The 20,181-nt window shown below is 70.3% G+C and carries 18 protein-coding genes; 7 read left to right on the top strand and 11 right to left on the bottom strand.

Translation table 11 applies throughout. The annotated features are described in order from the left end of the window. The first annotated feature begins 26 nt into the window (after positions 1-26). Both ACFXMV_RS03860 and ACFXMV_RS03855 read left to right on the top strand, forming a co-directional pair. The gene (locus ACFXMV_RS03860; protein ID WP_378498120.1) at positions 27-1,334 is read left to right on the top strand and encodes a MurT ligase domain-containing protein; all 1,308 of its coding nucleotides are present in this window, start codon (positions 27-29) and stop codon (positions 1,332-1,334) included. Beyond that, positions 1,327-2,043: a type 1 glutamine amidotransferase gene (locus tag ACFXMV_RS03855; RefSeq protein WP_378498119.1), complete on the top strand. Its 717-nt coding sequence runs from the start codon at positions 1,327-1,329 to the stop codon at positions 2,041-2,043. The genes ACFXMV_RS03860 and ACFXMV_RS03855 overlap by 8 nt, the downstream gene beginning before the upstream one ends. Positions 2,044-2,049: 6 nt before the next feature. On the opposite strand, the gene ACFXMV_RS03850 is transcribed toward ACFXMV_RS03855, so the two are convergent. After that, positions 2,050-2,967, bottom strand: a complete 918-nt coding sequence (locus ACFXMV_RS03850; protein WP_378498118.1) for an AraC family transcriptional regulator — start codon at positions 2,965-2,967, stop codon at positions 2,050-2,052. Between the two features lie 96 nt (positions 2,968-3,063). Between ACFXMV_RS03850 and ACFXMV_RS03845 the strand changes: the two genes are divergently transcribed. Together ACFXMV_RS03845 and ACFXMV_RS03840 are read left to right on the top strand one after the other, a co-directional pair. Then, the gene (locus ACFXMV_RS03845) at positions 3,064-4,134 is read left to right on the top strand and encodes a saccharopine dehydrogenase NADP-binding domain-containing protein (protein WP_378498117.1); all 1,071 of its coding nucleotides are present in this window, start codon (positions 3,064-3,066) and stop codon (positions 4,132-4,134) included. A 297-nt stretch (positions 4,135-4,431) separates the two neighbouring features. After that, positions 4,432-5,058: a maleylpyruvate isomerase family mycothiol-dependent enzyme gene (locus ACFXMV_RS03840; protein WP_378498116.1), complete on the top strand. Its 627-nt coding sequence runs from the start codon at positions 4,432-4,434 to the stop codon at positions 5,056-5,058. A gap of 10 nt (positions 5,059-5,068) precedes the next feature. Here ACFXMV_RS03840 and ACFXMV_RS03835 read toward each other — a convergent pair whose 3' ends face one another. The 4 genes from ACFXMV_RS03835 to ACFXMV_RS03820 all read right to left on the bottom strand — a co-directional run bounded on the left by ACFXMV_RS03835 (position 5,069) and on the right by ACFXMV_RS03820 (position 8,339). Next, on the bottom strand, positions 5,069-5,845 hold the full coding sequence (locus tag ACFXMV_RS03835; protein WP_378498115.1) for a VOC family protein: 777 nt from the start codon (positions 5,843-5,845) through the stop codon (positions 5,069-5,071). Positions 5,846-5,925: 80 nt separating this feature from the next. Continuing rightward, complete coding sequence (locus ACFXMV_RS03830) at positions 5,926-7,356, bottom strand: lipase family protein (RefSeq protein WP_378498114.1); 1,431 nt, start codon at positions 7,354-7,356, stop codon at positions 5,926-5,928. Between the two features lie 66 nt (positions 7,357-7,422). Continuing rightward, positions 7,423-8,031, bottom strand: coding sequence for a recombination mediator RecR (gene recR / locus ACFXMV_RS03825; RefSeq protein WP_378498113.1), 609 nt, complete (start codon positions 8,029-8,031; stop codon positions 7,423-7,425). Between the two features lie 8 nt (positions 8,032-8,039). After that, positions 8,040-8,339: a YbaB/EbfC family nucleoid-associated protein gene (locus ACFXMV_RS03820; RefSeq protein ID WP_378498112.1), complete on the bottom strand. Its 300-nt coding sequence runs from the start codon at positions 8,337-8,339 to the stop codon at positions 8,040-8,042. Positions 8,340-8,489: 150 nt separating this feature from the next. Between ACFXMV_RS03820 and ACFXMV_RS03815 the strand changes: the two genes are divergently transcribed. Then, positions 8,490-9,221 (top strand): Rv3717 family N-acetylmuramoyl-L-alanine amidase, encoded by a 732-nt coding sequence (locus ACFXMV_RS03815; RefSeq protein ID WP_378498153.1) that lies wholly within the window; start codon positions 8,490-8,492, stop codon positions 9,219-9,221. 38 nt (positions 9,222-9,259) lie between these two features. Here the strand turns inward: ACFXMV_RS03815 and ACFXMV_RS03810 are convergent, their stop codons facing one another. Continuing rightward, positions 9,260-9,694, bottom strand: a complete 435-nt coding sequence (locus tag ACFXMV_RS03810) for an SRPBCC family protein (RefSeq protein WP_378498111.1) — start codon at positions 9,692-9,694, stop codon at positions 9,260-9,262. Between the two features lie 253 nt (positions 9,695-9,947). Here ACFXMV_RS03810 and ACFXMV_RS03805 point away from each other — a divergent pair, with 253 nt between their 5' ends. Then, positions 9,948-11,378: an FAD-binding oxidoreductase gene (locus ACFXMV_RS03805; protein ID WP_378498152.1), complete on the top strand. Its 1,431-nt coding sequence runs from the start codon at positions 9,948-9,950 to the stop codon at positions 11,376-11,378. Then, positions 11,375-12,691: a class I SAM-dependent methyltransferase gene (locus ACFXMV_RS03800; RefSeq protein ID WP_378498110.1), complete on the top strand. Its 1,317-nt coding sequence runs from the start codon at positions 11,375-11,377 to the stop codon at positions 12,689-12,691. Before ACFXMV_RS03805 ends, ACFXMV_RS03800 begins: the two co-directional genes overlap by 4 nt. 23 nt (positions 12,692-12,714) lie before the next feature. Here the strand turns inward: ACFXMV_RS03800 and ACFXMV_RS03795 are convergent, their stop codons facing one another. The 5 genes from ACFXMV_RS03795 to ACFXMV_RS03775 form a co-directional block, all read right to left on the bottom strand. Continuing rightward, on the bottom strand, positions 12,715-13,758 hold the full coding sequence (locus tag ACFXMV_RS03795) for a hypothetical protein (RefSeq protein ID WP_378503626.1): 1,044 nt from the start codon (positions 13,756-13,758) through the stop codon (positions 12,715-12,717). A gap of 129 nt (positions 13,759-13,887) precedes the next feature. After that, a complete protein-coding gene (locus ACFXMV_RS03790) occupies positions 13,888-16,029 on the bottom strand; it encodes a 3-hydroxyacyl-CoA dehydrogenase NAD-binding domain-containing protein (protein WP_378500905.1) in 2,142 nt (713 codons plus the stop codon). A 31-nt stretch (positions 16,030-16,060) separates the two neighbouring features. Next, positions 16,061-17,275 carry an acetyl-CoA C-acetyltransferase gene (locus ACFXMV_RS03785; RefSeq protein ID WP_378500906.1) on the bottom strand — a complete coding sequence of 405 codons (1,215 nt, stop codon included), beginning with the start codon at positions 17,273-17,275 and terminating at the stop codon, positions 16,061-16,063. Positions 17,276-17,518: 243 nt separating this feature from the next. Next, a complete protein-coding gene (locus ACFXMV_RS03780) occupies positions 17,519-18,157 on the bottom strand; it encodes a response regulator (protein ID WP_378500907.1) in 639 nt (212 codons plus the stop codon). Next, positions 18,154-20,070: a sensor histidine kinase gene (locus tag ACFXMV_RS03775; protein WP_378612118.1), complete on the bottom strand. Its 1,917-nt coding sequence runs from the start codon at positions 20,068-20,070 to the stop codon at positions 18,154-18,156. Before ACFXMV_RS03775 ends, ACFXMV_RS03780 begins: the two co-directional genes overlap by 4 nt. Between the last annotated feature and the right edge of the window lie 111 nt (positions 20,071-20,181).

Genomic DNA, 20,181 nt, shown 5'->3' with positions numbered 1-20,181 from the left:
GCCTGCGGGTGTGGAAAACTCTGCCCGTGTCTACACGTCATGATGGGGCGACCCGCCCGGCCACACGATTCTCCGCCCGCGGACGTCTCGCACTGCGCGCCGCCGCCCTGGCCTCGTGGGCCTCGCAGAAGGCCGGTCGCGGCAAGGGCTCGATGATCGGCGGCCTGATCGCCCTCAAGATCGACCCCACCCTGATGACGCAGCTCGGCCGCGGCAAGCGCACCGTCGTGATCACCGGGACCAACGGCAAGTCGACGACCACCCGGATGACCGCGGCGGCGCTGGCCACCATCGGTGACGTCGCGACCCAGGCCGACGGCGCGAACATGGACGCAGGCATCGTCGCCGCGCTGAGCTCGCACGTGGACGCGTCGCTGGCCGCCATCGAGGTCGACGAGCTGCACGTCCCGCACGTCAGCGACGCCCTCGACCCCCAGGCCATCGTGCTGCTGAACCTCAGCCGCGACCAGCTCGACCGGGTCGGCGAGATCAACATGATCGAACGCAAGCTGCGGGCGGGCCTGGCTCGGCACCCCGACGCGGTCGTGATCGCCAACTGCGACGACGTGCTCGTCGCCTCCGCCGCGTACGACGCACCGAACGTGGTGTGGGTCGCGGCTGGCGGCGGCTGGGCGGGCGACTCGGTGAGCTGCCCGCGCAGCGGCGAACCGATCGTCTGGGAGGAACGGTCGGGCGACGTGACGGGCATCGCCTACAGCCACTGGCGCAGCACCGGAACCGACTTCGAGCGGCCCACCCCCGATTGGTGGCTCGACGACGCACACCTCTACGGCCCGGACGGGGCGAAGGTCCCGATGACGTTGACGCTGCCAGGAAAGGCGAACCGCGGCAACGCCGCCCAGGCCGTCGCGGCCGCCGTCGCCCTGGGCGCGCGCGCCGAGGATGCAGTCGCCGCGGCCGCCTCCGTCCGCGAGATCGCCGGTCGCTACAGCACCGTCCAGGTCGGTGCGCACACGCTCCGGATGCTCCTGGCCAAGAACCCGGCCGGCTGGCAGGAGGCGCTGTCGATGATCGACCACAGCGTCGACGGGCTGGTCATCGCCGTCAACGGGCAGGTCCCCGACGGCGAGGACCTGTCCTGGCTGTGGGACGTGCGGTTCGAGCATTTCGAGGGCGTCAAGGTGGTCGCGTCCGGCGAGCGGGCCACCGACCTCGCGGTGCGCCTGACCTACGCGGGAGTCGAGCACACCCTGGAACCGAACCCGCTGCGCGCCATCGCATCCTGCCCGCCCGGGCGGGTCGAGGTGCTGGCCAACTACACGGCGTTCCGTGACCTGAACACGGCCATCGCGAAGGAGAACAGGGATGCCTGAATCGACGGTGCGGATCGGGCTGGTGCTGCCCGACGTGATGGGAACCTACGGCGACGGCGGCAACGCGCTGATCCTGCGCCAGCGGCTGCGGATGCGCGGCATCGACGCGGAGATCGTCGAGATCACGCTGTCCGACCCGGTGCCCGAGTCGCTGGACGTGTACACCCTTGGCGGCGCAGAGGATTCGGCGCAGCGTCTCGCGACCCGGCACCTGGCCCGCTACCCCGGGCTGCAGCAGGCGGCCGGTCGCGGCGCGCCGGTGCTGGCGATCTGCGCGGCCATCCAGGTGCTCGGCCACTGGTACGAGACCTCGGCGGGCGAACGGGTCGAGGGCGTGTCGCTGCTCGACGTCACCACTGCGCCGCAGGCCGAGCGCTCGATCGGCGAGGTGATCACCCGACCGATGCTGGACGGGCTGACGCAGCCGCTGACCGGGTTCGAGAACCATCGCGGCGGCACCACCCTCGGCCCGGACGCCAAGCCGCTCGGCCGGGTCACGCACGGCGTCGGCAACGGCGTCGGCGACGGGCTCGAGGGCGTGGTGCAGGGCTCGGTGATCAGCACCTACATGCACGGCCCGGCGCTGGCCCGGAACCCGGAACTGGCGGATCTGCTGCTGGCGCGCGCAATGGGTGTGGACGCGCTGGAACCGCTGGAACTCGACGAGGTGAGCCGGCTGCGGCGGGAGCGTCTCGCGGTCGGCCGGTAGCACCGATCAGACCGCGACGAGTGGGGGCTTGTCCTCGGCCCGGCGATACTGCCCCGGAGCGAGCCCGTACTCACGCTTGAACGCCTTGGCGAAGGCGAATTCGGAGTTGTAGCCGACCTTTCGAGCCACCGCACCCAGCGAGTTGTCGGTCTCTCGCAGCAGGCGCGCGGCGGTCAGCATGCGCCAGCGGGTCACGTAGGCCAGCGGCGGCTCGCCGACCGTGGCGGTGAAGCGCCTGGCCAGGGTTGCCCGGGAGACCCCCGCCACGTCGCTGAGGTCGGACACGGTCCACGAGCGACCGGGTTCTTCGTGGACTGCGCGCAGGGCGGCGGCGACCGCCGGATCGGCGAAGGCGCCCGCCCAACCGGTCACGCGGTCCCTGGCCTGCTCGTCGAACCAGGCGCGGAGGATGAACAGCAGCAGGGTCTCCAGCAGTGCGGGAACCGCCGCGTCGCTACCCGGCCTCGGTTCGGCGATCTCGGCGACCAGCAGGTCCACGGCGCCGCGCAGGGCCGGGTGACGGCCGGGACGCGCAGGGAGATGGACGAATTCGGGCAGCTCGTCCAACAACGGGTGACTGCGCTGCCTGCCGAGTTCGTAGGCCCCGCACAGCAGCGCCGCCCGCACGCCGGGGCCGGAGATCTCCCTCGGTTCGCCCGGCCGCGCGGTCTCGGTGACCGGACTGTCGAGACCGTCGAGCAGGTCGTGGTCCGCGCCGCGCGGCATCAAGACGACGTCGCCGACGCCGAGCGCCATGGGCGCGCCGCCCTGCGGCACCAGCCAGCAGGACCCCTCGAGCACCACGTGGAAGCCCGCTCCCGGCACCACCGGGTAGCTGCGCCCCCACGGCGCGTGGCGGACGAACATGCCGGAGGTCGGGCTGCCCGTGCGAATAGCCGCGATCGTGTCACTGAGAATGTCCACGGGCTCACCGTACCGCTCATGCTATGAGTGTTTCAGACATGAAAGTGAGCATTTCAACCATTGAATCACTCAGTCGGCGGTCATACCGTTTGAGTCATGACAACAACGAACTCCACCGAGCCCACCAAGACGATCGCCGTTTACGGCGCCACCGGCGTCACCGGCGGCTCCCTCCTCACCGAACTCGGCCGCCGCGGCATCACCTCGATCCTGGTGGGCCGCAACGCCGATCGGATGCGTGCCGCCGCCGAGGCCGCCGGGATGCCTGCCGCCGAGGTCCGGATGGCGGACCTCGACGATCACGGCGCCCTGGTGGCCGCCTTCACCGGCGCCGACGCGGTGATCAGCAGCCTGCCCGCCTACGTGGAGCACGGCGAGGCGGTCCTCGCGGCCGCGATCGACGCGGGCGCGCACTACACGGACATGTCCGGCGAGCAGCTCTTCCTCAAGCGGGTGTTCGACGACTACGCCGGCCGTGCCGAAGCGGCAGGGGTGACGGCGGTCCCCGGCATCACCAACAGCAATCTGCCCGGCGACCTCCTCGGCTACCTGACCTCGCGGCTGCTCACGGGTCCGGTCGAGATCGCGATGAGCCTCGTCGGCACGAGTGAGGGCAACGGCTCCAAGGGCAGTGCGCGGACGGTACTGGCCGGCCTGGACTGGTTCCGCAGCGGCGGCTGGCACTTCGAGGACGGCGAGTTGCGAACCGGCGGGACCGCGCGGCGCCCCGAGATGACCTTCCCCGGTGCCACCGCGTCCACGGCCGTGTCGAAGTTCCCGCAACCCCCGGTGATCACGATCCCCCGCCACTCCGACGTGTCCTACGTCGAGGGCGTGCTGGAGACCGCATTCCACAGCCAGCTGAGCGGATTCAGCGCGGAGATCGTCGAGTCGCTGCCGGACGAGCCCACGCCTGGCCTGAGTTACGACCTCGTGGTCGATGCGTTCGGCGCCGACGGCCGCTCGGTGCGCGGTGTGGTGAGCGGCCGCGACGCCTATGTCGACTCGGCGCTGATGGCGGTGGAGGCGGCGGTCCGGCTCACCGACCGCGCAGCCAAGGCAGGCGCGCTCGCGGCGGCCGAAGCGTTCGATGCCGAGGACTTCCTCGACGCGCTCGCGCCCTTCGGCATCACCTGGGAGCTCGATGAACGGGGTTCGGGGATGTGACCTCCCCCAGACAGGGGTTCGGCCGGGGATGTAGCGATTAATCGCATCCTCGGCCGGATCTCTGCTTCTCAAGTTATTGACCGTTACCGGCCTTTCTTCTTGATCCGCACCACTGAGAGTACGCCCGGCTCGGCACCCTCGGCAATAGTTCTGACCTGCGAATCAGGGGTGAACTTCGAGGCGGCCCGACTAGGACGCGATTGCGGAAACGGGCGGCGAGGACGATCGTCAGAGATACCGATGACGGCAGGTCGCGCCCACCGTGCGGTCCGTCGGCAGTTGCTTCCGGGAGGCACCATGGCAGCACCCGGCCCATGGCCCACGATTCACTCCGAGCGTTCGGCGCTCGCCGACGACCTCGACGCCCTCAGCGACGAGCAGTGGTCCACCCCGTCGCTGTGCGAACACTGGTCGGTCTGGGAGGCGCTCGGTCACATGACGGCCACCGCGAAGATGTCGCCTGCCCGGTTCGTCCTCAAGATGGCGGGGACCGGATTCCGCTTCGAACCGATGCTCGCGAAGGAGATCGCGCGCGAGACCGCGGGCACGCCTGCCGACACCCTCGCGCAGTTCCGGTCCGCCGCGAACCGATCCTCCGCACCGCCTGGCCCGGTCGACACCTGGCTGGGCGAGACGATCGTGCACGCCGAGGACATCCGGCGTCCCCTCGGGATCGCACACGAGTACCCGACGGAAGCCGTTGTCCGCGTGGCCGACTTCTACAAGGGTTCGAACCTGCTCATCGGCGCGAAGACCCGCATCGCCGGGCTCACCCTGCGCGCCGACGACACCGACTGGTCGACGGGGACCGGTCCGGAGGTCACCGGTCCGATGCTCTCCCTGGTGCTGGCCATGACCGGACGGCCCGCCGCGCTGGCGGACCTGTCCGGCGACGGCCTCGCCGCGCTGAGCGAGCAGCTCTGACCCCGGGCTCCTACTGCGGCTGGATCGAGGCGATCTGGAAGTTCGCGCCCAACGGGTCCGCCACCGACGCCAGCCGACCGAAGGGCGTGTCCTCGGCGGGACGCACGACGGTGCCGCCGAGTTCCGCGACCCGCTCCAGCGCGCGGTCGGTGTCTTCGACCCCGACGTAGAACTGCCAGAACGACGGCACCCCGTCCGGGAGGAAGCCGGACGCGTCCATCGCGCCAGCCACCATCTCATCGCCGATCTTGGCCTGGGAGTACCGGAATTCGTCGCTGTCGCCGATCGATTCGCAGGTCCAGCCGAACACGCTCTCGTAGAACGGCAACGCCGCGGCGTAGTCACGCGAGAGCGTCTCGAACCACACCGGGGCACCGGCCTCGTCGACCAGGCCGAACCCGCGGTGCTGATCCGCCTGCCAGACACCCACCACGGCACCCGCCGGGTCGCCGAGGATCGCCATCGTGCCCTGGTCACCGAGCACCATGGCCGGCATCATCACCTGCCCACCCGCCGCCGTGGCCTGGTCCGCTGTCGCCGCCGCGTCCGTACTCGCCAGATAGACCGTCCACACGTTGCCGTACGGATTGCCCTCCTGCTGCGACATCAGGCCGGCGATCGGCTTGCCGCCCTTACTGAAGATCGTGTAACCGCCGTACTCCGGGTCCTCGTTGGTGTCCGCCGCCCACCCGAACAGGCCCGAGTAGAAGGGGATGACGCGCTGCGGATCCGAGCTGGTCAGGTCCACCCAACACGGGGCGCCGACGATCGATCTGGGTTCAGGCACTGCTGTCTCCTAGGGCCGAGTCGTGGCTGTGGACGGTGTGCAATCGAGAACCTACGCCGCGGATCCACCAACCGCGAGGGTCACGCGGGCGGGCACTCGTCCGGTGCGGGGATCCCGCGCAGCCGCTCGTCGAGCCACTGCAGCGCCCCGGGGTAGCCGGTGACCGCGCCGATCAGGTGCTCGCCGAACACCTCCCGGTACACCGCGGGCACACCGAGCCCGCACTGCTCGGCGTAGAGCTCGCGCGCCCCCGCCGCCGGGATCCAGAACTCCTGCGCGCCGTTGTAGATGTAGAGCGGGGTGCCCGATGCCATGCCGGCCATCTTCATCGCGCGGTAGAGCTCGCGCGCCTGCGGCGAGGCGAGCGGATTGTCGACGGTTGCCATCGTCTCGATCGGCAGGAACGTCGCCCCCGCCGCGCCGAGCGTGTAAACGCACTGGTCCTTGAGCGGGGAGGTGGCCAGCTGCCGTGCCAGGTTGTTGGCCAGGCCGAGGATGTCGGTGCGTTCCCTGGCCACGCCCATGGTCGCGCCGTGGAACAGCCCGGTCGCGAGGTTGCCGTTCATGCTCCTGGTGAGCATCTCGAAGTTCGCCGGGACCCCGCCCAGCGCGGCACCGACGATGTCGTCGGCCAACTCCGGGGCGTAGGGGTCGATCAGCTTGACGGCACCGTGGGTGGCGATCGCCCCGCCCGAGTAGCCCGTCATCGCGATCTTGCCTGCGCCGAACTCGTCGGGCATCGCGCGGCGCAGTCCGCGGATGGTGTCCAGGACCGCGTGCCCCGCGACGTACGGCTCGGCGTAGGCCATCCGCGGTCCCTCGTGGTCCGGGATGAGGACCGCGTAGCCGTTCGCGGCGGCCAGCGCGGTCGTCGGCGGGACGAAGTCGGCGACGTTGGTGGACAGGCTCAGTCCGTGCGCGAGTGTGTAGCTGGGCGTGCAGGCTCGGCCGAGCGCATCGATGGGCAGGTTGTTGACCACGACTGGGCGGCTGCCGGCCCCGGTCCACGGCAGCGCGGGGACGATCAGCGTCGCCGTCGCGAACGAGGGCGCCCCCGCGGAGTCCGTCGTCCGGACCTTGAGCTGCCGGACCTCACGCACCGGCGCACCCACGAAGGGCGCCGCCGACGCGGTCACGTCCCGCATCGCGAGCACGTCACCATTCGCCCTGTCCCCCAGCGAATCCGGCCATTCGTCGAAGAACGGGTCCCCCACGTCCGAGGGCATCACCGCGATCCGCAGCGCCTGGATTTCGGCGGGCGCACCCGGGGCGGCCGCTATCGGCGGCGCCTCCCCCGGCGGCGGACCGAGCGCCGGCGGCGGCACGATCGCGTCGACGAGCCCCGGCAGCCCGGTGACGGGCGGGAGGGGGACGGCCTGCTGGGCGTCCGCCGCCCCGGGTTCCTGGGACACGGCGAACGCGGTGGCCATCGAGAACACGACCATCGCGACCCGGGTGTGCCACGCGAGTGCACCCGCGGTCGTTCGCGCCCCTGGCCGACGGACCGGCATAGATCCACGCTAACACCGGAATCCGGCGGGGCGGCGCAGGCCGGGGCGGCGGATCGCCGGGTCGACTCAGAGGGTTCGGCGCCCCGAGAGCGCCCGCCCGAGGGTGAGCTCGTCGGCGAACTCCAGGTCCCCGCCCATCGGCAGGCCCGACGCCAACCGCGACACCGTCAGTCCGGGGAAGTCGCGCAGCATCCGGACCAGATACGTCGCGGTGGCCTCGCCCTCCGTGTTCGGATCGGTCGCGATGATCACCTCCGACACGTCGACGCCGTCCTCCTGATTGCCGATGCGTGCCAACAATTCCCGGATGCGGAGCTGATCCGGCCCGACACCGCTCAACGGATCGAGCGCGCCGCCGAGCACGTGGTAGCGGCCGCGGAACTCCCGCGTCCGCTCGACGGCCTGAACATCCTTGGGCTCCTCGACGACGCAGATGACGGTGCGGTCGCGCCGGGCGTCCGCGCAGATCCGGCACTTCTCCTTGTCGGACACCGTCCCGCAGACCACGCAGAACTGCACCCCGTCACGGACCCGCTGCAGCGCGGCCTGGAGCCGGTCGATGTCCGGCGGCTCCACGCTGAGCAGGTGGAAGGCGATGCGCTGCGCACTCTTGGGCCCGATGCCCGGCAGCTTGCCGAGCTCGTCGATCAGATCCTGTACCGGACCCTCGTACACCGGGGCCTCTAGAAGGGGAGCCCGGGCAGGCCGCCCGCGAGGGGGCCGAGCTTGCCCGCCGCGATCTCCTGCGCCTTGCCCGAGGCGTCCGCGATCGCGCCGATCACGAGGTCCTGCAGGGTCTCGACGTCGTCGGGATCGACCACCTTCGGGTCGATCGTCAACGCGACGACCTCGCCGGTCCCCTTGACCGTGGCCGTGACGAGTCCGCCGCCGGCCTGGCCGGTGACCTCCGCCTCGGCGATCTCTGCCTGCGCCGCCATCAGCTGCTGCTGCATCTGCTGGGCCTGCGCGAGGAGCTGCTGCATATCGGGTTGTCCACCGGGCTGCACGTCGATGTCCTTTCTGCGTGTTGCCCCGTCAGCGTAGCCGCATCCCGATAGCGTGGCCCCGTGCGTGTGAAGTGGGCCGGGTACCGGAGTGTCTTGGCGGTGACCGCCGCGGCCTCGGCCCTCGCGATGTCCGGCTGCACCATCCCCACCGAAACCGCCTCTGGCGTGACCGCGGCCCCCACCAGCACGGTCGAGCTGGTGCGATCGGCCGTGCTGCAGGGCAAGACGGTCTTCCTCGACCCGGGCCACAACGGCGCGAACGACGCGGGCATGACCACGCAGGTGCCGACCGGGCGCGGCGGCACCAAGGAATGCCAGACCACCGGCACCGCCACCGACGGCGGCTATCCCGAGCACACCCTGAACTGGGAGGTCGTCGCCCAGATGCGCACCGAGCTCGAGAATCTCGGCGCCCGGGTGCTGCTGAGCCGCCCCGACGACGCGTCGGTCGCGGCGTGCGTGGACAAGCGGGCCGCCGACGCCAACGCGTCAGGGGCGGACGTGGTGGTCGCGATCCACGCCGACGGCGCCGCGCCGGACCAGCACGGTTTCCACGTCTGCTTCTCGGCGCCGCCGCTGAACGCGGTGCAGGCCGGCCCCTCGCTCGCGTTCGCCAAGTCGATGCGCGATGCCCTCGAGACGTCCGGCTTCACGCCCGCCACCTACGTCGGCGTCGCCGGGCTGCAGCCGCGGGATGACCTGAGTGGGCTAAACCTGTCCGAGCGGCCGTCGATCCTGGTCGAGCTGGGCAACATGCGCAACGCAGACGAGGCAGGCGCGATGACCAGCGATGCGGGCCGGGCCAGGTACGCGCGCGCCGTGGTGTTCGGCATCGTCGAATACCTGGGCGGCCGCTGACCGATCGCGTCGGTCACCGGCCGCGGCGGCGATCCGCGTCAGGCCAGTTCGCGGGCCAGGTTCGCCAGCACGGCGGCCTGGATCTTCCGCAGTCCACCCGGCGCGAAGGTGCGCTCGAAGAAGCCGCCGATGCCGCCGGCACCCTTCCACTCGGTGGTCGTGGTGATCGTGGATCCGGTGCCGGACGGGGCGACGGTCCAGGTGGTGACGAGGGTGGAGTTGGCGTCCTTCTCGGTGACGGTGCTGCCGTCGACGGTCACCGTGGCCTTGATGTCGCGCGACCGCTTTTCGGTCGCCTTCAACGTCCACTGCGCGACCGTGCCTACGCCCTGGCCGCCCTCGAGGACCCGGTAGTCCAGGTACTGCTCGGAGAGGATGCGGGGACGCACCGTCTCGTAGTCGGCGAGCGCCGCGAGCGCCTTCTCCGGAGCCGCCGCGACCTCGACCGAACTGCTGGCGCTGACCTGTCCCACTGTGGATCTCCTTAGCTGTGCTGGCCGGCCCCGATCGTGACCGACCCCGCCATCGTGCCCGCTGCGCGAACCGCCCGGCCAGCCCCCCGCGCGCCGTGTGCGTCGGATCACACGCGGTGCCCGCACCCCGGATCGCGACCGGTTCGCAACATTTGCGTGACGTTTCCTCCGACCGGCTTCCACTTGGGTGGCCGGTCCGGCACGCAGGCGATAGCGTCGGGGTGTGGCTGCCTCTCAGAGTGCGTTGCAAGGACTGGGTCGACGATCAACCACGCCGGCTGAGACCGGCGCGGCGGCCCATCGTGCGGGTGTCGAGCGCCTGCTCGCCAGCTATCGCGCGATCCCGCCGTCCGCGACGGTGCGCCTGGCGAAGAAGACCTCGAACCTGTTCCGGGCCAGGGCCAAGACGAATGCGCCCGGGCTGGACGTGTCGGGCCTGAGCGGGGTGATCTCGGTCGACCCGGCCGCCCGCACCGCCGACGTCGCGGGCATGTGCACCTACGAGGATCTGGTCGCCGCGACGCTGCCGTACGGCCTGGCGCCGCTGGTGGTCCCGCAACTCAAGACCATCACCCTCGGCGGCGCCGTCACCGGCCTCGGCATCGAGTCGACCTCGTTCCGCAACGGGCTGCCGCACGAATCGGTGTTGGAGATCGACGTGCTGACCGGCGGCGGGGAGATCATCACCGCCACCCCCGACGGCGAGCACTCGGACCTGTTCTGGGGCTTCCCCAACTCGTACGGCACCCTCGGCTACTCGACCCGGCTCCGCATCGAACTGGAACCGGTGAAACCGTTTGTCGCGCTGAGACACCTGCAGTTCGACGACCTCACCACGATGCAGGATGCGATGGACCGCATCGTCACCGACCGCAGCCACGACGGCATCGCCGTCGACTACCTCGACGGGGTGGTGTTCTCGGCGACCGAGGCGTATCTGACGCTGGGCACCCAGACAGAGGAGCGCGGACCCGTCAGCGACTACACCGGGCAACAGATCTACTACCGGTCGCTGCAGCACCAGTCCACCACCCGCCCCAAGACGGACCGGCTCACCATCGCCGACTACCTGTGGCGCTGGGACACCGACTGGTTCTGGTGCTCGCGGGCGTTCGGCGCGCAGAACCCGCGAATCCGGCGGCTGTGGCCGAAGCGCTACCGCCGCAGCAGCTTCTACTGGAAGCTGATCGCCCTCGACCAGAAGTACGACATCGGCGACCGACTCGAACGCCGCAAGGGCAACCCACCGCGTGAGCGGGTCGTGCAGGACGTCGAGGTGCCGATCGAGCACACCGCCGACTTCGTCCGGTGGTTCCTGCGCGAGATCCCCATCGAGCCGCTGTGGCTGTGCCCGCTGCGGCTGCGCGAGCCCGGCCCCGCAGGCGCATCCGCGGTGCGGCCGTGGCCGCTGTATCCGCTCGAGCCGAAGCGCACCTACGTCAACATCGGCTTCTGGTCCTCGGTGCCGATCGTCCCGGGCGCGCGTGAGGGCGCCGCAAACCGCTTGATCGAGGACACCGTCGACGAGTTCGATGGGCACAAGTCCCTGTACTCCGATTCCTACTACTCCGCGGACGACTTCGCCCGCCTGTACGGCGGCGAGAACTACTCCTCACTCAAGAACAAGTACGACCCCGATTCTCGACTACTGGACCTGTATTCGAAGGCGGTGCAACGTAAGTGACCACGTTCAAGGACTCTCATACCTCGACAGGAAACGGCAACCACAGGCTCTCGATCGCCGAGATCCTCGAGACCGTCTCCGACGGCGAGATCCCGCTCCGCTTCACCGCGTACGACGGCAGCGCCGCCGGCCCGGAGGACGCCGAGTACGGCCTGACGCTGAAGTCCCCCAGGGGCACCACCTATCTGGCGACCGCGCCCGGCGACCTGGGTATGGCACGCGCCTACGTGTCCGGCGACCTCGAGGCGACCGGGGTGCACCCGGGCGACCCCTACGAGGTTCTCCGGGTCATGGGCGACGACCTGCACTTCCGGCGACCGTCGGCGCTCACCCTGGCCAGCATCACCCGCTCGCTCGGCTGGGACCTGCTGCGGCCCATCGCCCCTCCCCCGCAGGAGGCGCTGCCCCGTTGGCGCCGGCTCGCGGAAGGCATGCGCCACTCCAAGACTCGCGACGCCGAGGTCATCCACCACCACTACGACGTGTCGAACACCTTCTACGAGCACGTGCTCGGCCCGTCCATGACCTACACCTGCGCGGCCTACGAATCTGAGGACCAGAGCCTCGAGGACGCGCAGGAGAACAAGTACCGCCTCGTGTTCGAGAAGCTCGGACTCAAGGCAGGCGACCGGCTCCTCGACATCGGCTGCGGCTGGGGCTCGATGGTCCGCTTCGCGGCGCGGCGCGGCGTCAAGGTGATCGGCGTGACGCTGTCCGCCGAGCAGGCCGCGTGGGCACAGAAAGCCATTGCCGACGAAGGCCTTTCGGATCTTGCGGAGGTCCGGCACTCCGACTATCGGGACATCGCCGAGACCGGCTTCGACGCGGTGTCCTCGATCGGGCTGACCGAACACATCGGGGTGCACAACTACCCCGCCTATTTCGGCTTCATCCAATCCAAGCTGCGCGACGGCGGCCTGATGCTCAACCACTGCATCACCCGCCCGGACAACCGGCACCAGGCGCGCGCGGGCGGCTTCATCGACCGCTATGTGTTCCCGGACGGCGAGCTGACCGGGTCGGGCCGGATCATCACCGAGATCCAGAACATCGGCCTCGAGGTCCGGCACGAGGAGAACCTGCGCGAGCACTACGCACTCACCCTGGCCGGCTGGTGCCAGAACCTGGTGGACAACTGGGATGCCTGCGTCGCGGAGGTCGGCGAGGGCACCGCACGGGTGTGGGGGCTCTACATGGCCGGCTCGCGGCTCGGGTTCGAACGCAACGTGGTTCAGCTGCACCAGGTGCTGGCCGTCAAGCTCGGCCCCAAGGGCCAGGCCGAGGTACCGCTGCGCCCGTGGTGGAAGGGCTAGGCAGCTCCGCTGCCCGTGCGCGGTTAACGGGTCCCTGGGCCCGCTAGCCGCGCACAGGCAGCGCACGGGTTTTCGTCGCGTCTGACCCACCCTTCCCTGATCAGCACCTGCTCGACATCCCGCGCGACCCCGCAGGACTCCCCGCCGACCTCCTCCATGCCGAACACCAGGCGCGGCCGATCGGCGAGTTCGGCTGCGTTGTCGCGGCGACGGTCCCGGAACTGGATCTCGCGCATCGAGTGGGCCCACCGCCCGTCGAGTCTCACGATGAGCGGGACTCCGTGCTCGGTGTAGTCGCAATCCTCGTAGAGGATGCGTCCGTCCACGATGACCGGGCCCTGACGAGCCGCGGACGGCAGCGCGTGCGCCTGCTCGACGTCCACGGCGTAGTGGTACTCGAGAACGGACTGCACGCCCTCGGCAAGTAACTTCACAGCCCCGTCGAGTGCTCGAACATAGCGTCGGGGAGGACGCTCGAGCATCCGCTCCGCAACGTCGGCAAGGCGAATACGCGCGTTGGTGACTGTCGTGATCAACGAGACATAGGCGCGGCGCGCCGTGGGTTCGGCAATCGCGACGTCGAGCGCGGTGTCCGCCTTCGTCGTCCGCGGCCGATCGGTATCAATGCCAATGTGCCTGTGCGCGCGGGACCGGTGCAGTATGACGCCGGGGTGCAGTGTCGAGCCAGGACTCGGCGCGGGGACGGCCAGAGGGGGCGCAGTCCGAGTGCTGCGGCTCTGAGAGATCGCCGACTTCCCGTACGGGACGGTGATGTGCACCGGCGACTGCGCGTCGACCGGATACATCCCCCATTCCTCCGCGGCCGTGCGATGACTGAGGATCGCGTGACCGCCACCGAACAGGAGCGCCCCGACAAGGACCATCTCGCGGGTGAGTGGGCCGCTGGTCGTGGCGTAGACGCCACGCAGAACAGCCTGCCAACGGCCTGATTCGAGCCGGTGGCGCACCCGCGTCTTGGGGAAACCGATTGTACGGAGCTGTGATTGGGAAACGAGCCCGTGCTGCGAGTCGAGGAGCAGCTGAAGCGAATCTGGTGTTGTGGTCATCACCGGAGCGTCACCGCGCGGTCCGACACGGACAGCGCGGTGAGCCCGGTTTATCCACAGGTGCTGACGCACCCGTGCGCGGTTAACGGGTCCAGAGACCCGTCAACCGCGCACGGGCAGCGGAGCTGCCTAGGCCTTGAGCGAGGCGGGCGGGGTGAAGCGCTCGCCGTACTTCGCGGCGAGCTCCTCGGCCCGCTTGACGAAGCCGGCCTTGCCGCCCTCGTAGCCGACGACGTACTGGTGCACGCCACCGGTCCAGGCCGGGAAGCCGATGCCCATGATCGAGCCGATGTTGGCGTCGGCGCTGGTCATCAGGACGCCCTCGTCGAAGCACTTCTGCGTCTCGATGGCCTCGATGAACAGCATCCGCTCGATCAGGTCCTCGATCGGGGCCGGGTTCGAGCCGGAGTTGAACTGCTCACGCAGGCCCGACCACAGGCCGGTGCGCTTGCCGTCGACGTACTCGTAGAAGCCCGCGCCGCCGAGGCGGCCCTTGCGGTCGTTGCCCTCGACGAGGAAGTTGATGACGTCGCCTGCCGGGTCGGCGGGCAGTTCCTTGCCCTCGGCCAGCGCCGCGGCCTTGGACTCCGCGCGGATCTTCTGCATCAGCGTCAGGTTCAGCTCGTCCGAGAGCTGCAGCGGCGCCGCCGGGTAGCCGGCCTGCATGCCTGCCTGCTCGATGGTGGCCGGCTCGATGCCCTCGGCGACCATGCCGATGGCCTCGTTGATGAAGGTGCCGATGACGCGCGAGGTGAAGAAGCCACGCGAGTCGTTGACCACGATCGGGGTCTTGCGGATGGCCTGGACGTAGTCGAACACCCGGGCCAGCGCCTCGTCGGAGGTCTTCTCACCGCGGATGATCTCCACCAGCGGCATCTTGTCGACGGGCGAGAAGAAGTGGATGCCGATGAAGTCTTCCTGGCGCTTGACGCCGGTCGCGAGACCGGTGATCGGCAGGGTCGAGGTGTTCGAGCCCAGCAGCGCGTTCGGCTCGACGATGTCCTCGATCTCCTGGAAGACCTTGGCCTTGAGCTCGGGGCTCTCGAAGACGGCCTCGACGACGAAGTCGACGCCCGCGAAGTCGGCCGCGTCCGCGGTCGGGGTGATGCGCGCGAGCAGGGCATCCGACTTCTCCTGCGTGGTCTTGCCGCGCGAGAGGGCCTTGGCCTCGATCTTCTCGGAGTACGCCTTGCCCTTGGTCGCCGCCTCGATGGTGACGTCCTTGAGCACGACCTCGAAGCCGGCCTTCGCGGAGACGTACGCGATGCCCGCGCCCATCATGCCTGCGCCGAGCACGCCGATCTTCTTGATCGAGGTCTTCTCGACACCCTGCGGGCGGGAGGCGCCCGAACCGATCGACTGCAGGTCGAAGAAGAACGCCTGGATCATGTTCTTCGCGACCTGGCCGGTGACCAGCGAGGTGAAGTAGCGTGCCTCGATCTTCAGCGCGTTGTCGACGTCGACCTGGCTGCCCTCGACCGCGGCGGCCATGATCGCCCGCGGCGCCGGCATGTTCGCGCCCTTGAGCTGCTTGCGCAGGTTCGCCGGGATCGCGGGCAGGTTAGCGGCGAACGCCGGGGTGGACGGGGTGCCGCCGGGGATCTTGTAGCCCTTGACGTCCCACGGCTGCACGCCGGACTCGGGGTTGGCCTTGATCCAGGCCTTCGCGGCCGGGACCAGCTCGTCGACCGAGGAGACGACCTCGTCGATCAGGCCGGCCTCGAGGGCCTGCTGCGGCGCGCGCTGCTGGCCCTGCAGGAGGTGCTGGGTCAGCGCGGTCATGATGCCGAACTTGCGGACGGTGCGGACCACGCCGCCACCACCGGGAAGCAGGCCGAGGGTGACCTCGGGCAGGCCGATCTTGACGCCCTTGACGTCCGCGGCGATCCGGTGGTGGGTGGCCAGCGCGATCTCGAGGCCGCCGCCGAGGGCCGCACCGTTGATGCAGGTCACGACGGGCTTGCCGAGGGTCTCGAGGCGACGCAGGTCGGCCTTGAGGGTGAGGCTGTGGTGGTAGATCTGCTCGGCCTGGTCGGGCCGGACGGCGAGCAGGTTGTTCAGGTCGCCGCCGGCGAAGAAGGTCTTCTTGCCGGAGGTGAGCACGACGCCTGCGATGGCGTCCTTCTCCGCGTAGAGCCGGTCCACGGTCTCCTTCATCGAGGAGATGTACCGGTCGTTCATGGTGTTCGCGCCCTGGTTGGGGTCGTCGATGGTGAGCACGACGATGCCGTCGGCGTCCTGCTCCCAGTTGATGATGTTCTGTTCGCTCACTGTTTTATGTCTCCTGATCAGTTCGTGAGCGTCAGACGCGCTCGATGATGGTGGCCACGCCCATGCCGCCGCCGATGCACAGCGTGACCAGGGCCCGCTTGGCGCCACGACGCTCGAGCTCGTCGACCATGGTGCCGGTGATCATCGCGCCGGTCGCGCCGAGCGGGTGACCCATCGCGATGGCGCCGCCGTTGACGTTGAGCTTCTCGTCCGGGATGTTCAGGTCCTTCTGGAACTTGAGCACGACGGAGGCGAAGGCCTCGTTGATCTCGAACAGGTCGATGTCGTCGACGGTCAGGCCGGCCTGGGCGAGCACCTTGTGCGCGGCCGGGGTCGGGCCGGTGAGCATGATCGTCGAGTCGGCGCCGGAGGTCGCGGTCGCGACGACGCGGGCCCGCGGGGTCAGGCCCATGTCCTTGCCTGCCTGCTCGGTGCCGACCAGCACCAGCGCGGCGCCGTCGACGATGCCCGAGCTGTTGCCGCCGTGGTGGACGTGGTTGATCTTCTCGACGAAGTGGTACTTCTGCAGCGCGACGGCGTCGAAGCCGCCCATCTCGCCGATGCCGGCGAACGCGGGGCCGAGGCCGGCCAGCGACTCGAGGGTGGTGCCCGGACGCATGTGCTCGTCCTGGTCGAGGACGGTGATGCCGTTGATGTCCTTGACCGGGACGACGGACTTGGCGAAGTAGCCGCCGGTCCACGCCTTCGCCGCGAGATCCTGCGAGCGGACCGCGTACGCGTCGACGTCCTCGCGGGTGAAGCCCTCCATGGTGGCGATCAGGTCGGCGCCGATGCCCTGCGGCACCAGGTAGGTGTCGAAGTTGGTGGCCGGGTCCTGCATCCACGCGCCGCCGTCGGAGCCCATCTTCACGCGGGACATCGACTCGACGCCGCCGGCGATGACCAGCTCGTCCCAGCCGGATCGCACCTTCTGCGCCGCCATGTTCACGGCCTCGAGGCCGGATGCGCAGAACCGGTTGATCTGCACGCCGCCGACGGTCTCGGGCAGACCCGCGACGGTCACCGCGGTGCGGGCGATGTCGGAACCCTGGTCGCCGAGCGGGGAGACCACACCGAGGATCATGTCGGAGATGCGGTTCTCGTCCAGGTTCGGGAACCGGGTGCGCATCTCACCGACCAGGCCGGTGACCAGGTCGATCGGCTTCACCGAATGCAGCGAACCGGTGTTCTTGCCTCGGCCACGTGGGGTTCGGATGGCTTCATAAATGAATGCCTCTGTGGTCACTGTGAGGTGTTCCTTCCTGTGCACGGCTCCGCCGCGTGCGGATGTTCGCATGGCAGTACATCGTCAACGCCGGGCTCCGACTCGAGCGGCGCCCGGCCCGAGGCATGCACCTCGATGCAAGCCATACTAGAACCTGTTCCAGAATTGGGTCTAGGACCGAAGCGATCGAGCTCTGTGACCGTTGCGATCGTCGCGGCGGGCCCGGCGACGCCGGTTCCGATCAGCCCGGCCCGCAGGCGAGGCTCAGCCCAGTCCCGCCTGCCGCGCCCGCACGATGGCCGCCGACCGGTCCGGCACGCCGAGCTTGGCCAGGATGTTCGAGATGTGGTTGCGGACCGTCTTCGGGCTCAGGACCAGCCGCCGGGAGATCGTCGCGGTGTCGAGCCCGGCCGCCACCAGATCCAGGACCTCACGCTCGCGATCGGTCAGCTCGGGGAACACGGTCGGCGCCAGGCTCCTGGAGGCTGCCATGAATCCCAGCGCGCGCTCGGCCACCGCGGCGCCGAGGAGCAGCTCGCCGTTCGCGACCGCGCGGATCGCCCGCTCCACCTCGTCCGGGACCGCGCCGTTGACCAGGTAGCCCCTGGCCCCCGCGCGCATCGAGGCCACGATCGACTCGTCGTCCTCGTGCATCGTCACCATCAGCACGCGCAGCGCCGGGAATCGCGAGACCAGCTCCCTGGTCGTCTCGACGCCGGACCGATCGCCGAGCTCGAGGTCCATCAGCACCACGTCCACGTCGGCCGTCACCAGCGCCGTCGCCTCGGTCGACGAGCAGGCCTCGGCGACCACCTCGATGCCCTCGAGCGTCGAGAGCAGCGCCACCATCCCCAGCCGGAAGACGGGATGGTCGTCGACCACGGCGACTCGGATGACGGTCATGACGGCGCCAACGGTAGCCGCGCGGTGACCCGGGTGCCGTGCGGCTCCAGCGAGTCGATCACCAGGGTGCCGCCCAGCTCGCCCGCCCGCTCCCGCATCGAGCGGGTCCCGACGCCCGCGTCCCGACCCGAATCGAAGCCGGTGCCACCGTCCCGGATCGTGACGGTGAGCTGACGTCCGCCGGATTCCGTTGCGGCGCAGACGGCCTCGACCCGGCACCCGTCGGCACCGCTGTGCCTGCGCGCGTTCGAGACGGCCTCCACCACGATTCCGTAGGCGGCGGCGCCCGCGTACACATCCACCCGGGCGGGCAACTGAGCGCGCACGTCGAGCGCAAACCCGCCGCGGGCGTGCTGGGCGGCCAGCTCGTCCAGCGCCGCGGCCAGGCCCAGCTCGTCCAAGATCGGGGGAAACAGGTTGCGCGACAACGACCGGACGCCGTCGACTTGGTGGTCGAGCTGCACCTGCAGCGACTCGAGCAGCCGCACCGCCGCATCCGAATCGGTGCGCAGCAGGTTCCGGACCCCCTGCAGGCCGAGCCGAATACCCGCGAGCGAGGGGCCCAGCCCGTCGTGCAGCTCCCGCCGGATCACCCGGCGCTCCTCCAGTCGGACCGTGGACAGCCGCTCCCGCGCGGCGTCCAGGTCCCGCGTCGCCTGCACCAACGCCAGACCCGTGGCGACGACCGAGGCCAACTCGTCCAACGACTTCCGGCTCCGCGCGCCGAGGGCCTCCCCCGGCGGGGCGGTCACCGTCAACCGGCCGACTGGGGCGCCGCGGTGGATGAGCTCGACCGTGGTCGGATCGCCCGTCGGCTCGCCGCGGCGCGCGACGGGGTCGGCGTCGCCGGAACGCCAGACCGTCACCGACTCCAGGCGCAGGGCCACCGCGACGCCGCCTGCGAGTTCGGCGAGCAGGTCCTCGGGGGTCTCCGCCTCCGCGAACCTGGCGCCGAGCCTGCGCACCACCCTGGCGGGGTCGCCGCCCTCCCCGTACACCAGGTCGTGCACCCGGCGCTGCAGCCACAGCCGGAACGGCTGCACCGCGACGGCCACGGCGCCCGCCGCGACGGCCTGCGCGAGCACCGAATCGGCGGTCGGCAACAGCCCCGCCAACGCCGTCGCCACCACCACGTACAGCCCGAGCAGGCCCACCGTCAGGCTGCCCGCGAGCACGGCCCGGCTGACCGGCAGGTCCAGTCCCCACATCCGCTGCCGCAGTACGGAGACGAGGATCGCCGCCGGATAGAAGGCCTGCACCACCAGCTGGGTCAGGGGCGTGAGCATCCACAGGCTCGGCCACGTCGGGGGCAGCGCCAGCGGCAGGAAGGACAGCGCCATCAGCGTGGTGCCGAGGCAGAGCCAGCCGAGCCCGACGCGCTCCGCGACCGGTCCGCGGCGCCAGCGGCGACCCGCATCGACGGCGGCGGCCAGGCCCAGCGTCACCACCGGCGCGATCAGCCAGATCTGCGCGGTGTCCGTGAAGGTGCGGGCCACGAAGAACCAGACGATGGTCAGCGTGCCCGCGACCAGCCCGGCCCGGGCGGCCGCGTCGAGCCTGCCGTCGCGGATCAGCCACGGGACCACAAGGAACAGCGCCAGGGTGCCCGGTATCCACGCCGTGTTCTGCAGCGGCTCGATCGCGCCCTGCCAGGGCAGGCCCGACCGGACGGACGCCAGCTGGGTGTAGCCGTAGCTGAAGGCCGCGAGCCCGAGGCCGATCGCGGTGAGCCCGAGGATGACCGGCACCGGATGCGCGCGCCGGGCGAGCACCACCCCCGCGACGGTGCCGTACACGCCCGCCCCGACGACGTCGACCAGGAAGAACAGCTGGTTCGCGTCGAGGGTCGGGTCCGCCGCGACGTAGGTCACCAGCGCCAGCACCACCAGCAGCCAGGCGGCGACGGCGAGCACGGCGGGGGGGGGGGGGGCCGCCGCCCGGCCGCCCCCCCCCCCCCCCCCCCCCCCCCCCCCCCCCCCCCCCCCCCCCCCCCCCCCCCCCCCCCCCCGCGGGGGGGGGGCGCC

Origin of the sequence: Rhodococcus sp. NPDC059179 (assembly GCF_042754885.1) — a bacterium.
Lineage (GTDB): Bacteria > Actinomycetota > Actinomycetes > Mycobacteriales > Mycobacteriaceae > Rhodococcus_G.
This window is presented reverse-complemented; position numbering and strand designations above follow the sequence as displayed.

What these genes read in the sequence shown, in the direction of transcription:
- ACFXMV_RS03855 (WP_378498119.1), top strand. Translation starts at nt 1,327, where the DNA reads ATGCCTGAATCGACGGTGCGGATCGGGCTGGTGCTGCCCGACGTGATG.
- ACFXMV_RS03845 (WP_378498117.1), top strand. Translation starts at nt 3,064, where the DNA reads ATGACAACAACGAACTCCACCGAGCCCACCAAGACGATCGCCGTTTAC.
- ACFXMV_RS03840 (WP_378498116.1), top strand. Translation starts at nt 4,432, where the DNA reads ATGGCAGCACCCGGCCCATGGCCCACGATTCACTCCGAGCGTTCGGCG.
- ACFXMV_RS03830 (WP_378498114.1), bottom strand. Translation starts at nt 7,356, where the DNA reads ATGCCGGTCCGTCGGCCAGGGGCGCGAACGACCGCGGGTGCACTCGCG.
- ACFXMV_RS03820 (WP_378498112.1), bottom strand. Translation starts at nt 8,339, where the DNA reads ATGCAGCAGCTCCTCGCGCAGGCCCAGCAGATGCAGCAGCAGCTGATG.
- ACFXMV_RS03815 (WP_378498153.1), top strand. Translation starts at nt 8,490, where the DNA reads ATGTCCGGCTGCACCATCCCCACCGAAACCGCCTCTGGCGTGACCGCG.
- ACFXMV_RS03795 (WP_378503626.1), bottom strand. Translation starts at nt 13,758, where the DNA reads ATGACCACAACACCAGATTCGCTTCAGCTGCTCCTCGACTCGCAGCAC.
- ACFXMV_RS03780 (WP_378500907.1), bottom strand. Translation starts at nt 18,157, where the DNA reads ATGACCGTCATCCGAGTCGCCGTGGTCGACGACCATCCCGTCTTCCGG.